This window comes from Vibrio sinensis (assembly GCF_003605645.1).
Lineage (GTDB): Bacteria > Pseudomonadota > Gammaproteobacteria > Enterobacterales > Vibrionaceae > Vibrio > Vibrio sinensis.
In genome coordinates this window covers 50,759-65,787 of sequence record NZ_QVMU01000005.1, presented here as the reverse complement: position 1 = coordinate 65,787, position 15,029 = coordinate 50,759, and the positions used below count along the sequence as shown (strand labels likewise).

The following is a 15,029-nucleotide window of genomic DNA, read 5'->3' as shown; positions in this document are numbered from 1 at the left end:
TATAGAACGATGCGTCTCATTTTTTATGACGAATGCAGGGGATATTTCCTTCCTAAAATTGTCTTAATCTGAAAATAAATTTGCATTAGGCGCACCTTATCTAGATAATTTCGGGTCTTATCACGAAACATCTGTGAGGAATAGGTGCCACAAGCATTCTTTAAGTTAGCTAATGCTGACACTTCTTGTGGCGATGTCATTGAATTAACGTTGTAAATTACTGCTAAACATGGCTGAGAAACGCAATATTTTCCTTGTTGGCCCTATGGGCGCCGGCAAAAGTACAATTGGTAGACATCTTGCTCAACAACTTCATATGGAGTTTGTTGATTCTGACACGGTTATTGAAGAGCGTACAGGTGCGGATATCGCATGGGTCTTCGATGTAGAAGGCGAAGAAGGCTTTCGTGTACGTGAAGAAAAAGTGATTAACGACCTCACGGAAGAACAAGGTATTGTTCTTGCGACTGGTGGTGGTTCAATCATGAGCAAAGAAAACAGAAATCGTCTATCTGCTCGCGGTATCGTTGTATACCTTGAAACAACTATTGAAAAACAATTGGCGCGCACAAATCGTGACAAAAAGCGTCCGTTGTTACAAACAGATAGCCCACGTGAAGTACTGGAGACTTTGGCCGGCGAACGTAATCCTCTTTATGATGAAATTGCGGATTACACTGTACGTACAGACGATCAAAGTGCAAAAGTGGTAGCCAACCAGATCGTAAAAATGCTAGAAGAACGTTAATACGTTTAATTTCTAGTTATTGGAGACGAACCATGGAACGGATTACGGTCAGCTTAGATGAACGTAGCTATCCAATCACAATTGGCGCCGGATTATTCAACGATCCGGCTCCCCTTTCTTTTTTAACAGCAAAACAAAAAGTTGTCGTGATATCTAATGTCACTGTTGCCCCTTTGTATGCTGATAAAATTCTCGCGTTACTTAAGCATCATGGATGCTATGCCTCTCTCTTAGAATTACCTGATGGTGAGCAGTACAAAACGCTCGATACATTCAATACCGTAATGAGCTTTTTACTGGAAGCCAACTACAGCCGTGATGTGGTTATTGTGGCTTTAGGTGGTGGTGTCATTGGCGATCTTGTTGGTTTTTCGGCAGCCTGCTATCAGCGTGGTGTCGACTTTATCCAAATCCCGACGACATTGCTGTCACAGGTCGATTCTTCTGTCGGTGGAAAAACAGCGGTTAATCATCCTCTCGGTAAAAATATGATAGGCGCGTTCTATCAACCTAAGTCCGTTATTATTGATACCCATTGTCTATCGACTTTGCCTGAGCGTGAGTTTGCGGCTGGATTAGCAGAGGTGATCAAGTACGGGATTATTTATGATTATGATTTCTTTGTTTGGCTGGAAGATAACTTAGACCGTTTACTTCAGCATGAAGAAGATGCATTAATTTACGCAATTTCCCGCTGCTGCCAAATTAAAGCTGAAGTGGTTGCTCAAGATGAAAAAGAGTCTGGAATTCGAGCATTGCTCAATTTAGGTCATACTTTTGGGCATGCGATAGAAGCTGAGCTGGGCTATGGAAACTGGCTTCATGGTGAAGCTGTCTCTTCAGGTACGGTGATGGCCGCTAAGACTGCTGAGTTGTATGGTTTATTAGAGCCTCAACACGTTGAGCGCATTCTTGCCTTATTGCGTCGAAGTCGTTTACCTGTTCATACGCCAGAAAGCATGTCGTTTGATGATTTCATGAAACACATGATGCGTGACAAAAAAGTATTGTCCGGTGAGCTAAGATTAGTGCTGCCAACCAGTATAGGTACGGCATCTGTCGTGAAAGGTGTTCCAGAAGCATTAATTGAGCAAGCGATCGACTACGGTCGAACGTTGTAATTTTATGATTTGATAGTGACTAGAGACGTATGATGCATCATTCGCGAATGTTAGAGTTGGAATCACAAACGGAACTATTAGAACGTTTACAGCTTCTGACTCAGTTTAGTTCCAATTTTATCAACGTGACGGGCGTCTCTGGTGCCGGAAAGTCGTGGATTGCTCAGCGTTATCTAGAAGCTTGGGTTCAAGACAAGAATCAGTCGTTACTGATGTGTCACCCTAACCAGAGCGATGGACAGCATCGCTCTACAATCTTGAATCAACTTATTCCCGGTGTGTCATTTGATGCTAATTTGCCTTTGTATGAGAGTTTCTCGTATCAGATGGCAGAAGAATCATGCGATATGGTCATTGTTGTAGATGATGCTCATCTTCTTTCTGATTCGCTACTGTCAGAGTTGTGGCGATTGGTATTACAGTCACAAATAACCCCATATTGGACAATTACTGTCGTTTTATTCTCGCGTCAAAATAGCCTTGAAGCCAAAGTATCACGACTGGCTCAAGGGCAAGACCTAAAACCAGTCGAGTTAGAAATCGAAACCTTGACAACAGATGACGCGGACCGTTTCTTTGAGCATTTGGTCGTACGTTTTGTTGAAGACGATATGGAAAAGCGAGTGCGTAGTGCTTATAAGAAAGTAGCGCTTCGTCCTGGAGATATCATGGCGTTAGGGGAGCAGAAAGTGGAGAAAAAAATTATCATCCGTTCAATAGTAGGTTCACCGTTTAAGATTGCAATTTTAGTGCTGATTCTTCTATTGTTCATTGCTGGTGGTTACTGGTGGATGATGGGTAACTCAATGCCAAAGCAAAATGAATCCATAATACCGGCTGTCGAACAAACAGTGATCCCGACCTTAACAGATATCCCATCTGAACAAGCCAAGTTATCTGAGCAGGAATCTGTTTTGGCTATTGAAACTGCGGAAGATGATTCAGATGCGCTCCCTCCAGAAGTTTTAGATGATGCATCGAGTGTTGGGCAGTCTGATGATGATAAACATAAACGTTTAGTCATTACCTCTGATGTCGTTGACGCTTTACTTGACAATAAATCGGCACCGTCGAAGCTTAATGACTCGGCATTGCCTGCGCAGGATTCATCTTCGGTTGATCCCTCGAATGAGAACAGCACATCGGCTGAACCTGAGGGGATATCACCACCTGTAGTCGCCTTTTCTTTTGCAAGAGATACGCTAAAAAGTTTTTCACCTCATAGTTATACTTTGCAGCTTGCGGCTGTTAGCTCCCCAGAGGAAGTTCAGCTATTTCTCGATAAGCATCAGTTAAGTCGTAAGATTTACGTTTATCCGACGGTTCGCAATGATACCGAGTGGTTTATCATTACTTTTGATAATTTCCCAACGATTCAGTCTGCGCGAGATGCTGTTTCTGCGTTACCTGAAAAGCTACAACAGCTTGACCCTTGGGCAAAATCACTCAATCAGGTCCATCGAGAGATAGATAGAGTGAAATAACGCTGAGCTTAGCTGCAAAATATGTTACATTCCGCAGCCTTAATTTGTGGTCGATAGATAGAGCAGTAGATGAAGAAGCAGCGTGCCTTCCTAAAATGGGCTGGCGGAAAATACGGACTTGTCGAAGATATTCAGCGACACTTACCTGACGCTAGGAAACTAGTGGAACCGTTTGTGGGCGCGGGATCTATTTTTCTAAACACAGATTACGACCATTATTTACTCGCGGATATTAATCCAGACTTAATCAACCTATACAACTTACTGAAAGAGAGCCCAGAGCTTTATATTTCAGAAGCGAAACGTTGGTTTGTTGCCGAGAATAATCGTAAAGAAGCGTATCTGCACGTCAGAGAACAGTTCAATAAAACCGATGACGTGATGTATCGCTCATTGGCATTTTTGTATATGAATCGTTTTGGTTTTAATGGCCTATGCCGTTATAACAAAAAGGGTGGATTTAATGTCCCGTTCGGTTCATACAAGAAACCATATTTCCCTCAGCAAGAACTAGAGTTTTTTGCAGAAAAAGCGCACAAAGCGACCTTTATCTGTGAGGGCTATACCGAGACATTTAAGCGTGCTCGCAAAGGCAGTGTGATTTACTGTGATCCGCCGTATGCACCACTTTCAAATACAGCCAACTTTACTTCATACGCAGGCAATGGTTTTTCACTTGATGATCAAGCGGCCCTTGCTGATGTTGCTGAAAGAGCAGCATTTGAGCGTGGTATTCCTGTCCTGATTTCAAACCATGATACGACGTTAACTCGCCGTTTATACCATGGTGCAGACCTCAGTGTCGTGAAGGTCAAACGTACGATTAGCCGTAACGGAGCAGGGCGCAACAAGGTTGATGAGCTACTCGCTTTGTTCAATCCTAAAAGTGACCTCTAGCTAACTATTGCTATACCGACCCTATCTTCTGCCTCTGAGCTTAGGTAATATTGCGCGCATTTAGAACAATAACGCCCAATAACTAATTCACAGAGGCTTGGTATGAAAGATTTCCTTATCGCTCCATCTATTTTGTCTGCGGACTTTGCACGTCTTGGCGAGGATGTTGAACGAGTTCTGGCCGCTGGTGCTGATGTGGTTCACTTTGATGTGATGGATAACCATTATGTGCCAAACCTAACTTTTGGTGCGCCGGTATGTAAAGCGCTTCGTGATTACGGCATTACTGCACCTATCGATGTACACCTAATGGTGAAACCTGTTGATAGCATCGTGCCTGATTTTGCGAAAGCGGGTGCAACTATGATTACGTTTCATATCGAAGCGTCAGATCACGTTGATCGCACCCTTCAGCTAATCAAAGAGCATGGCTGTAAAGCGGGTGTTGTACTAAACCCAGCCACACCACTTGCCCACCTTGAATACATCATGGATAAAGTCGATATGATTTTATTAATGTCAGTCAACCCTGGTTTTGGCGGACAATCTTTTATCCCAAATACACTTGATAAGCTACGTGCTGTACGCAAGATGATTGACGATTCTGGTCGCGATATCCGTTTGGAAATCGATGGCGGTGTGAAGGTTGATAATATCCGTGAAATCGCAGCAGCGGGTGCGGATATGTTTGTTGCCGGTTCTGCTATTTTTAGTCAGCCAGACTACAAACAAGTGATTGATGAAATGCGTGCTGAATTGGCAAAAGCGTAATCGTCTAAATCAGAGCAACAATTAAAAGCAAAGTAGTAGGATAGAGCATTGAAAGAACTAAAACTGATCGCCTTCGATCTCGATGGAACATTGCTCGACAGTGTGCCTGACTTAGCAGTTGCTGCTGACCAAGCTGTACAAGCATTGGGTTTTCCAGCGGTGAGTGAAGAGCAAGTCCGTGACTATGTCGGTAACGGCGCTGATATCTTAATTGGCCGTGCATTAAGCCAAAGCTTAACCATTAACCCAGAGCTTAGCCCTGAACTACTTGCTGAAGGTCGTGTATTGTTTGACGATTTTTATGAGAAAAGTGGTCATAAATTAAGTCATCTTTACCCGGCAGTCGTCGAGACTTTAATTGAGCTTAAGCAAGCTGGTTTTATCTTGGCGTTAGTGACGAATAAGCCATCGAAATTTGTGCCTGAGGTTTTAGCGAAACATGACATTGCTCAGTTCTTTACTGATGTATTAGGTGGCGATGCGTTCCCAGAACGTAAGCCAAACCCAATTGCATTGAATTGGTTGATGGAAAAGCATAACTGCAAACCGAGTGAAATGATCATGATTGGAGATTCAAAGAACGACATCCTCGCAGCGAAAAATGCAGGTTGTCATTCATTTGGTCTGACTTATGGTTATAACCACGGTGAGCCAATCGCAGCAACATCGCCTGATTTTGTCGCGGATAGCATCGCAGAATTACTTGAAGTGATCGCTGTTTCCGCTTAAGTGCGCGAAAAAATCTTTCAAAATATTTACCATTGGGTACACTGAGAAAACCGCATCTAGCGGTTTTTTCTATTTATCTAATTAAGAAGTCAAAGGAATCATTCTCATGAGCAAGCCCATCGTATTGAGTGGCGTTCAACCATCAGGTGAACTAAGTATCGGTAACTACTTAGGTGCTCTACGTCAATGGCAACAGATGCAAGACGATTATGATTGCCAATACTGCGTTGTAGACCTTCATGCTATTACGGTTCGTCAAGATCCTAAAGCGCTGCATGAAGCGACTCTAGATGCATTAGCAATCTGTCTAGCGGTTGGTGTTGATCCTAAAAAGAGCACGCTATTTGTTCAGTCACATGTACCAGAGCACGCTCAACTAGGTTGGCTTCTTAACTGCTACACCCAAATGGGTGAACTAAACCGCATGACGCAGTTTAAAGATAAATCTGCACGTTACGCTAACGATGTAAACGTTGGTTTATACGATTACCCAGTGCTAATGGCGGCAGATATTTTACTTTATGGTGCGCATCAAGTTCCTGTTGGTAGTGACCAAAAACAACACTTGGAACTAGCGCGTGATATCGCGACTCGTTTTAACAACATCTATTCTCCTGAAGCGCCAATCTTTACCGTGCCAGAGCCTTACATTCCAACAGTGAATGCGCGTGTAATGAGTCTTCAAGATGCAACGAAGAAGATGTCGAAGTCGGACGACAACCGTAAGAACGTGATTACCCTGCTTGAAGATCCAAAGTCGATCATTAAGAAAATCAATAAAGCACAAACGGATGCAGAAACGCCTCCTCGTATTGCTTTAGATTGGGAAAACAAAGCGGGTATTTCTAACTTAATGGGTCTTTATTCTGCGGCAAGCGGTATGAGCTTTGAAGAGATTGAAGCGAAATACCAAGGCGTGGAAATGTATGGTCCATTCAAGAAAGATGCTGGTGAAGCGTTAGTTGCAATGCTTGAGCCTATCCAAGCGGAATACCACCGTATTCGTGCTGATCGCGCTTATATGGATCAAGTGATGAAGCAAGGTGCTGAGAAAGCATCTGCTCGTGCAGCGATTACATTGAAGCAGGTATATGAAGCCGTCGGTTTCGTTACGCGTCCATAGAAATATAGAAGCATAAATATAGGGATAGCATCAGGTTATCTCACTGGAAAGGTCAGCATTGCTGGCCTTTTTTTATGGAATAATCCTTTGCCTTTCTATATTGATATTGCACAATAACGCTCCCAAATAGACTTATTCTCGAGCTGTACACTGACTATGTTGCTGATTATCGATAATTACGATTCTTTTACTTATAACCTGTACCAATATTTTTGTGAATTGGGCGCAGAGGTTCAAGTTATCCGTAATGACCATATTGATATCGCAGGTATTGAGGCGCTCAACCCAAGCCATCTAGTTATCTCTCCAGGCCCTTGCACCCCAAATGAGGCTGGTATTTCCTTAGCGGCTATCGAGTATTTTGCTGGAAAGCTACCTATTCTAGGTGTTTGTTTAGGGCACCAAGCTATTGCTCAAGTATTTGGATCTCAAGTAGTACGGGCTCGTCAGGTAATGCATGGGAAAACATCATCGATTCGCCATACTGGTAAGAGTGTGTTTAAAGGGGTCAATAATCCGTTGACTGTAGCTCGTTACCACTCTTTAGTTGTTAAGGCTGATACATTACCTGATTGTTTTGAATTGACGGCTTGGACGGAGCTGGCAGATGGCTCTATGGATGAGATCATGGGGTATCAGCACAAAACCCTAGCTATTGATGCTGTTCAATTTCACCCTGAATCGATTAAAACAGAGCAGGGTCATCAGTTACTTGCTAATTTCCTGTTACGTTGATTTTTTGATTATTAAATCCTGATTCAGATCACCTTTCTTAACATTTTAATCATATTTTAGACCAATTGGTTTTGATGCAAAACTATGCGTTTTTAGCATGTCGGTTAAAAATTCTCGATCTCCTCTCTTGCTCTGTTAACTTGAACTTATGGTATCTATAAGCATAAATTGCTTCATTAATTGACTGTCTTGGTGCATAACTAATCATTGAAAGTGATTTTAATGTTCTTTTGTCGCTTTCAAAAAGAACAAAACACTATTGAATTGGTTAATTAAATGTAAATACAATGCAATGTCTGCTTAAACGCAAAACAATATCTTACTTTTAGTATGTGATAGCGCTTTCTACACAGGTAAGGATACGACCTGCGAGACATGCAGTATCGAGAGGGAATGTGGAATGACAATCGAAAATAACGTAGAGCGTAGTGTGTTCGACGAGGTGATGGTGCCTTGTTACAACCCAATGGAGATGATTCCAGTAAAGGGTGAGGGCTCACGCGTATGGGATCAGCAAGGTAATGAGTATATCGATTTTGCTGGAGGAATTGCGGTCAGTTGTCTAGGTCACTGCCATCCAGCTATGGTGAGTGCGCTTACTGAGCAAGCTCAGAAATTGTGGCATTTGAGCAATGTTATGACTAATGAACCGGCATTGCGTCTGGCAAAAAAACTGACGGAAGTGAGTTTCGCAGAAAAAGTCTTTTTTGCTAACTCAGGTGCTGAAGCGAATGAAGCTGCATTGAAATTAGCTCGTCGCTACGCCGCAGATACATTCGGACCTGAAAAATCAGAAATCATCGCATTTAAACAAGGCTTCCATGGTCGAACTTTCTTTACGGTAACCGTGGGTGGGCAAGCTGCTTATTCAGATGGCTTTGGACCAAAACCCGGCGATGTTACGCACCTTCCTTATAACGACGTTGAAGCGCTGAAAGCACATATTTCTGATCGCACTTGTGCTGTCATGATGGAACCACTGCAAGGTGAGGGTGGAATTATTTCCCCTACAGACGAATTCGCCCAAACCGTTCGAGAGTTGTGTGACAAGCACAACGCATTACTCGTATTTGATGAAGTTCAAACGGGTAACGGTCGTACGGGACATTTTTATGCTTACCAAGGTTTGGGTGTCACCCCTGATATTTTAAGTACCGCAAAATCGCTCGGCGGTGGTTTTCCTATCGGTGCAATGCTAACGACCACAAAGCTCGCAGCTCACATGAAAGTGGGAACCCATGGTTCGACCTATGGTGGTAACCCTCTTGCCTGTGCAGTGGCGCAAGCGGTCGTTGATGTTGTTAGTCAGCCAGAAACGCTACAAGGGGTAGCTGAGCGTGAAGCGCTATTTCGTCAAGGCTTAGCTAAAATTAATGACAAGTACCATATTTTTAGTGAAGTTCGCGGTAAAGGACTGTTGCTAGGTGCTGTGCTTAATGAGCAATGGCAAGGCCGAGCGCGAGATGTTCTTGTCGCCGCTGGTGAACAAGGACTGATGGTATTAGTTGCCGGTGTGAATGTGGTGCGTTTTACTCCATCACTTGTGATTGATAAGCGCGATATCGAACAAGGTCTAGAGAAACTTGATCAAGCGATCGCGTCTTTAGTCGCATCAAATGCGTAATAGAAACGCGTAATAGAAAAGCTCAATTGAGTTTATGTTGGAGGTCGGTAATCAGTTACTGGCCTCTATGAGCATTCGGAGGGAGTATCGATGCTAGTTGTTCGTCCTATCTCTATGTCAGATTATGATGCGTTGCATACCTGCGCGGTTGAATCTGGCCACGGCTTTACCTCTTTACCTGTCAATGAAACGCTTCTGACTGACCGCATTACGCATTCTGAATACAGCTTTTCCAAAGAGTCTGTCACTGAACCCGGTGATGAGGGCTATCTGATGGTTGGTTTTGATAGCGAGACTGGTGAAGTGGCTGGTTGTACGGGTATTGAAGCGTCAATTGGTTGGGATGTGCCGTTTTATTCTTACCATATCAGCACCATAGTGCATTCATCACCCAAGTTGGGAGTGAATAACGTGGTGAAGTTGCTCACTTTTGGTAATAACTACACGGGTTGTTCTGAAATTTGCACCCTGTTTCTAAGACCTGTATTTCGTCAGGGGCTCAATGGCCGTTTGATGTCTAAATGCCGATTTTTAATGATGGCAGAACATCCTCATCGCTTCTCTGAAACGGTTTTTGCTGAAATGCGAGGTGTTTCAGATGATGACGGGAACTCTCCGTTTTGGCAGTGGTTACAAGAGCATTTCTTTACCATTGATTTCACCATGGCGGATTATTTAACGGGTATTGGTAAGAAAGGTTTTATTGCGGATTTAATGCCGAAGTTACCGATTTACGTCAACCTATTGAGTAAAGAAGCACAAGCCGTTATTGGACAGGTGCATGAGAATACGAAGCCAGCATTAAGCTTGTTGAAAAAAGAGGGTTTTAGCTGTCGAAACTACGTCGATATTTTTGATGGCGGTCCAACGGTTGAGTGTGATCTTCGTAATATTGAATCTGTACGTCACTCAATACGGGCCAAAGTCAGTGTTGCTGAGCACTCTAGCTCGCAAGATTATTTGGTCGCAAATACCTCATTTGAAAACTTCCGTGCCACAGCAGCAAAAGTGGCTTATGACCAAGAGACAGAAAGCGTCATTATCTCTCCTGACGTAGCAGATTTACTGTTGGTTAGTGAGGGCGATTACGTACGTATGCTTCCTCAGTAATAGAACCCAACAACAGAAACAAGGATGGACTCGAAATGACACATTGGATTGCAGGTGATTGGGTACAAGGACAAGGTGAGGCTATGTCTTCGCTTAGCCCTTACGATGATGAAGTGATCTGGCGTGGTAATAGTGCCACACCAGAACAAGTGGATTCAGCTGTTGCTGCGGCGCGTGAAGCTTTGATGGTTTGGAAGAAACTCAATTTTTCTCAGCGAGAGAAAGTCATCTTAGCTTTTGCCGATGAAGTTAAAGCGCATAGCGAAGAGATTGCTGTCGTGATTGCTCAGGAAACGGGTAAGCCGCTATGGGAAACTCGAACGGAAGCCGGAGCGATGGCTGGGAAGATTGCCATATCAATTCGTGCTTATCATGAACGTACGGGAGAAGCGGTTCGAGAAGTTGCAGGTAATCAAATCGTTCTCCGCCATCGACCTCTTGGGGTGTTAGCCGTATTCGGTCCGTATAATTTCCCCGGTCACTTACCTAATGGCCATATTGTGCCAGCGTTATTGGCGGGGAATACCGTGGTATTTAAACCATCTGAGCAGACGCCGCTTACCGGCGAGTTGGTCATGAAGCTATGGCAAAAAGCAGGCTTGCCATCCGGTGTTATTAACCTCGTTCAAGGGGCGAAAGAAACTGGTGTTGCTTTAGCTAACTCTAAAGGTATCGATGGTTTGCTATTTACCGGAAGTGCCAATACTGGGCATATTCTGCATCGCCAATTTGCCGGACAGCCAGAGAAGATGTTGGCGTTAGAGATGGGTGGCAATAACCCGATGGTGATTTCTGAACAATACGGTCAACTTGATGCTACCGTGTACACCATTATTCAATCAGCATTCATTAGTGCAGGGCAACGTTGTACTTGTGCTCGCCGTCTCTATGTTCCAATTGGCCTCAAAGGCGATGAGCTTGTCGAGGCTCTCGTTGAGGCGACAAAGAAGATTCGTGTTGATCAACCTTTTGCAGAGCCCGCTCCGTTTATGGGCCCACAAATATCCAAAGCAGCCGCCAACTTTATTCTAGAAGCGCAAGCTAATCTGCAGCGTCTTGGTGCTAATTCGTTACTTGAAGCGCAAGCAGGGAAAGCCGCATTTGTCTCTCCGGGTATTATCGATGTAACGAACGTTACTCATCTGCCTGATGAAGAATACTTTGGGCCTTTACTTCAAGTCATTCGTTATCGTGATTTAGAACAAGCGGTTGAACTGGCTAACAATACCCGCTTTGGTTTATCGGCAGGACTTGTCTCTACTGATGATAGTGAGTGGGACTATTTTGTTGAGTACATTCGTGCTGGGATTGTAAATCGAAACCGACAACTAACGGGAGCGAGTGGTGATGCACCATTTGGCGGTCCTGGTGCTTCTGGTAATTTACGCCCGAGTGCTTATTACGCTGCAGACTACTGCGCTTACCCTATGGCGTCGATGGAAGGGCAAGAAACGGTATTGCCGGCCACATTGAGTCCGGGTTTAGATCTCTAACTCCCTGTTCGAGCATCAACGAAAGTTCGAACAACATTAGAAGTGGCTGACGAAATATTAATTTTGAAAGTCACTTCAACGTTAACGCGTTTATATGGAATTGATACACACCGATAGCCAATGCAAGGAGGCGTTATGACGCCAGAAGCACTATTTCACTCACTTTGGGGCGATTACATTGACCGATTGTGCCCATCAGCAAGAAATGTCCACCAGTTGCTCCAAGAGGACGAAGCCTTGATAAATGATCATATTGCACTTCGCACCTTCAATATTGCGCCAGTTAATCTCGCGACATTAGCAAAGCCATTTATTGAATTAGGATATCGTGAGGCTGGCGATTATCTTTTTGAGAGTAAAAAGTTGGTGGCGAAGCATTTTGAGCACCCAGATCCGAAGCAACCGAAGGTGTTCATCAGTGAGTTGAAAGTTGATGAGTGTTCAGAAACACTGCAAGGCATAGTAAAGGGTCTTATTACACAAGTGGCTGAAACGGATTTTTCTGATAGTCGCTTTCTTTACCAAGGTCGCCCATGGCAATTGAGCTATGAGCAATATGCATTGCTTTCAAAAGAGAGTGAATATGCCGCTTGGCTTGCCGCTCATGGGTATGGCGCGAATCATTTCACCGTCAGTGTTAATCAGCTCAATCAATTTGAGCAAGTACAACAAGTGAATGACTATTTAAAACTAAATGGCTTTGATATCAACCAATCAGGTGGTGAAGTGAAAGGTTCTCCCGAGGTGTTACTTGAACAGTCTTCGACGATGGCAGATAAAGTGGAAGTCATATTCTCGGAGGGGACTAAAGTTATTCCCGGTGGTTTTTACGAGTTTGCTAAGCGTTATGCGATGACAGATGGTGAGTTATACCCAGGATTTGTGGCCGCTTCGGCAGATAAGATTTTCGAAAGTACGGACAGTTAAGCTTTAACTGAAAACAAAAAAGCCACCGTTAAGGTGGCTTTTGAACAGTAATTGCTTATTCCCAAAGAATTAGCGAGTACCGTAGACAACGATCGTTTTGCCGTGAGCAGAAATTAAGTTCTGTTCTTCTAGCATCTTCAAGATACGACCAACCGTTTCGCGAGAACAACCCACGATTTGACCGATTTCTTGACGAGTGATCTTGATCTGCATCCCATCAGGGTGAGTCATCGCATCAGGTTGCTTCGCTAGGTTAAGTAGCGTTTGAGCAATACGGCCTGTTACGTCTAGGAATGCTAGGTCACCAACTTTTTGGCTGGTTACCTGTAAACGGCGAGCCATTTGAGAAGATAGACGCATTAGGATATCAGGATTAACTTGAATCAGCTGACGGAATTTCTTGAACGAGATTTCCGCAACTTCGCAAGGAGATTTAGCGCGAACCCAAGCGGTACGCTCTTGGTCTTCTTCGAATAGACCTAGTTCACCGATGAAATCACCTTGGTTTAGGTAAGATAGAATCATCTCCTTACCTTCTTCGTCTTTGATAAGTACTGCAACTGAACCTTTAACGATGTAATACAAAGTTTCAGCTTTTTCGCCCGCATGAATTAGCGTGCTTTTTGATGGGTACTTATGAATATGACAGTGTGAAAGGAACCATTCTAATGTTGGGTCGGTTTGAGGTTTACCTAGAACCATAATATCTCACTTCCTCTGCAGGGTACGCTTGTCGCTTTCCATGATATAGCCAAGCTATTATCAAGCTTGCTCGGATAAGAGCACATTATTTGTGCTGCAAGCCAACTTGTGTTTCGCTACAAATAGTATCCTTTTTCTCAAACGATTTCTTGATTTTAATCGGGTCGAGTAAAGGATTTTGATTATTAAAACGTGCACATGATCACGGTATGAAAAGTAATCGTGTTTTAGGCGCAGCCACTAACCAATTTTTCCAGTTTCAATCAACTGTTGAAGTATCGGTCGAACGATCAGTTCCATAGCGAAACTCATTTTTCCCCCGGGTACGACAATCGTATTATGACGCGACATAAATGAGCCATCAATCATCGCCAGCAAATAAGGGAAATCGACGTTTTTGATGCCTCTTAATCGAATAACTACGAAGCTCTCATCGAGACTGGGGATACCTTTCGCATTGAGCGGGTTTGAAGTATCGACGGTAGGAACGCGCTGAAAGTTGATATGAGTACGAGAAAACTGAGGGGTAATGTAATTTAAATAATCATCCATTGAGCGAACAATCGAATCCATTACGGCTTCTCGAGAGTGGCCACGATCGCGGGTATCACGAACAAATTTCTGAATCCACTCTAAGTTTACAATCGGTACCATTCCAATCAGAAAATCGACATGTCGTGCGACATTCACATCGCCATCAACGACACCTCCGTGTAAACCCTCGTAAAACAGAACATCACTATCGGCAGGCAATTCTTGCCACGGAGTAAAGGTGCCGGGCATTTGGTTGTACGGAACCGCTTCATCAAAAGTATGTAAGTAACGGCGGATTTTCCCGGTTCCATCATGACCGAATGTTTTGAAAAAACTTTCTAGGGCGGTGAAATCGTTGGCTTGTGGGCCAAAGTAACTAATGTGGCGTCCTTGTTCGCGCGCCTTACGGATTTCCACATCCATTTCAGGACGAGTAAATTGGTGGAAACTGTCTCCCTCAACCCATGCAGGCTTGATGTTCATCATATTGAACATTTTGCGAAAGGCTTCTGAGGTGGTGGTCGTTCCGGCTCCGGACGAGCCAGTCACGGCGATAATTGGATGTTTAGCTGACATGACAAACCTTGTCTTAGGATTACTTACCTGTAATGCCGAGTGATATAGGTATGGCCTGTGTCAGGCAAATGACGATGACTAGGTAAACCTAACATGATTCATTGCTGAGTGAGTTGTGTTATTCACAACTTACAGGTCATAACCTAACGATGTTGGTTAGGCTACAGCAATATAACATGCTGGTATAAATAATCACCGTTTGCTGTTTGGGAACGTGCTAGAACTGACGTTTGAGTTGAATATCGACGGTTTCATGAAGCTCAGAGTAGACAACGGTGGCTTCCCCCGATGCTAGCTTATGTTTCACCTGATCGACTTTATCTTGCAATGAAACCTCTACTGAACCGTAATCAGTACCTTCACGTAACACAAATTCGCGAATAAGGTTATCTAGCGTGTCTGGTGCAATGTCTTGCCAAGGGATAATCATAAATACCTCGTTTTTTTATGATTTT

15 protein-coding genes are annotated in these 15,029 nt (G+C 43.7%); 12 read left to right on the top strand and 3 right to left on the bottom strand.

Features of this window, described 5'->3' with window-relative positions:
• The first annotated feature begins 229 nt into the window (after window positions 1–229).
• From aroK to DZ860_RS07805, 12 genes are all read left to right on the top strand, one after another.
• Window positions 230–748, top strand: coding sequence for a shikimate kinase AroK (aroK, locus tag DZ860_RS07860; protein ID WP_120030380.1), 519 nt, complete (start codon window positions 230–232; stop codon window positions 746–748).
• Between the two features lie 32 nt (window positions 749–780).
• Window positions 781–1,869: a 3-dehydroquinate synthase gene (gene aroB / locus DZ860_RS07855; protein ID WP_120030379.1), complete on the top strand. Its 1,089-nt coding sequence runs from the start codon at window positions 781–783 to the stop codon at window positions 1,867–1,869.
• Between the two features lie 32 nt (window positions 1,870–1,901).
• Window positions 1,902–3,353, top strand: a complete 1,452-nt coding sequence (locus DZ860_RS07850) for an AAA family ATPase (protein ID WP_439333113.1) — start codon at window positions 1,902–1,904, stop codon at window positions 3,351–3,353.
• Between the two features lie 69 nt (window positions 3,354–3,422).
• Window positions 3,423–4,250 (top strand): Dam family site-specific DNA-(adenine-N6)-methyltransferase, encoded by an 828-nt coding sequence (locus DZ860_RS07845; protein ID WP_120030377.1) that lies wholly within the window; start codon window positions 3,423–3,425, stop codon window positions 4,248–4,250.
• Between the two features lie 102 nt (window positions 4,251–4,352).
• Window positions 4,353–5,021: a ribulose-phosphate 3-epimerase gene (rpe, locus tag DZ860_RS07840; protein WP_120030376.1), complete on the top strand. Its 669-nt coding sequence runs from the start codon at window positions 4,353–4,355 to the stop codon at window positions 5,019–5,021.
• Between the two features lie 48 nt (window positions 5,022–5,069).
• Window positions 5,070–5,750, top strand: a complete 681-nt coding sequence (locus DZ860_RS07835; protein WP_120030375.1) for a phosphoglycolate phosphatase — start codon at window positions 5,070–5,072, stop codon at window positions 5,748–5,750.
• 106 nt (window positions 5,751–5,856) lie between these two features.
• The gene (trpS, locus tag DZ860_RS07830; protein ID WP_120030374.1) at window positions 5,857–6,873 is read left to right on the top strand and encodes a tryptophan--tRNA ligase; all 1,017 of its coding nucleotides are present in this window, start codon (window positions 5,857–5,859) and stop codon (window positions 6,871–6,873) included.
• Window positions 6,874–7,029: 156 nt separating this feature from the next.
• Window positions 7,030–7,608, top strand: a complete 579-nt coding sequence (locus DZ860_RS07825) for an aminodeoxychorismate/anthranilate synthase component II (RefSeq protein WP_120030373.1) — start codon at window positions 7,030–7,032, stop codon at window positions 7,606–7,608.
• 400 nt (window positions 7,609–8,008) lie between these two features.
• Window positions 8,009–9,232 carry an aspartate aminotransferase family protein gene (locus DZ860_RS07820; protein WP_120030372.1) on the top strand — a complete coding sequence of 408 codons (1,224 nt, stop codon included), beginning with the start codon at window positions 8,009–8,011 and terminating at the stop codon, window positions 9,230–9,232.
• 90 nt (window positions 9,233–9,322) lie between these two features.
• Window positions 9,323–10,342 (top strand): arginine N-succinyltransferase, encoded by a 1,020-nt coding sequence (astA, locus tag DZ860_RS07815; RefSeq protein WP_120030371.1) that lies wholly within the window; start codon window positions 9,323–9,325, stop codon window positions 10,340–10,342.
• A gap of 35 nt (window positions 10,343–10,377) precedes the next feature.
• The gene (astD, locus tag DZ860_RS07810; RefSeq protein ID WP_120030370.1) at window positions 10,378–11,835 is read left to right on the top strand and encodes a succinylglutamate-semialdehyde dehydrogenase; all 1,458 of its coding nucleotides are present in this window, start codon (window positions 10,378–10,380) and stop codon (window positions 11,833–11,835) included.
• A 135-nt stretch (window positions 11,836–11,970) separates the two neighbouring features.
• Window positions 11,971–12,762, top strand: coding sequence for a DUF1338 domain-containing protein (locus DZ860_RS07805; protein ID WP_120030369.1), 792 nt, complete (start codon window positions 11,971–11,973; stop codon window positions 12,760–12,762).
• A 69-nt stretch (window positions 12,763–12,831) separates the two neighbouring features.
• On the opposite strand, the gene crp is transcribed toward DZ860_RS07805, so the two are convergent.
• From crp to DZ860_RS07790, 3 genes are all read right to left on the bottom strand, one after another.
• Complete coding sequence (crp, locus tag DZ860_RS07800) at window positions 12,832–13,464, bottom strand: cAMP-activated global transcriptional regulator CRP (protein ID WP_005597159.1); 633 nt, start codon at window positions 13,462–13,464, stop codon at window positions 12,832–12,834.
• A 240-nt stretch (window positions 13,465–13,704) separates the two neighbouring features.
• Window positions 13,705–14,574: a phosphoribulokinase gene (locus DZ860_RS07795; RefSeq protein ID WP_120030368.1), complete on the bottom strand. Its 870-nt coding sequence runs from the start codon at window positions 14,572–14,574 to the stop codon at window positions 13,705–13,707.
• Between the two features lie 217 nt (window positions 14,575–14,791).
• Entirely contained in the window at window positions 14,792–15,004 is a 213-nt protein-coding gene (locus tag DZ860_RS07790; RefSeq protein ID WP_120030367.1) for a YheU family protein, read from the bottom strand.
• Window positions 15,005–15,029: the final 25 nt, after the last annotated feature.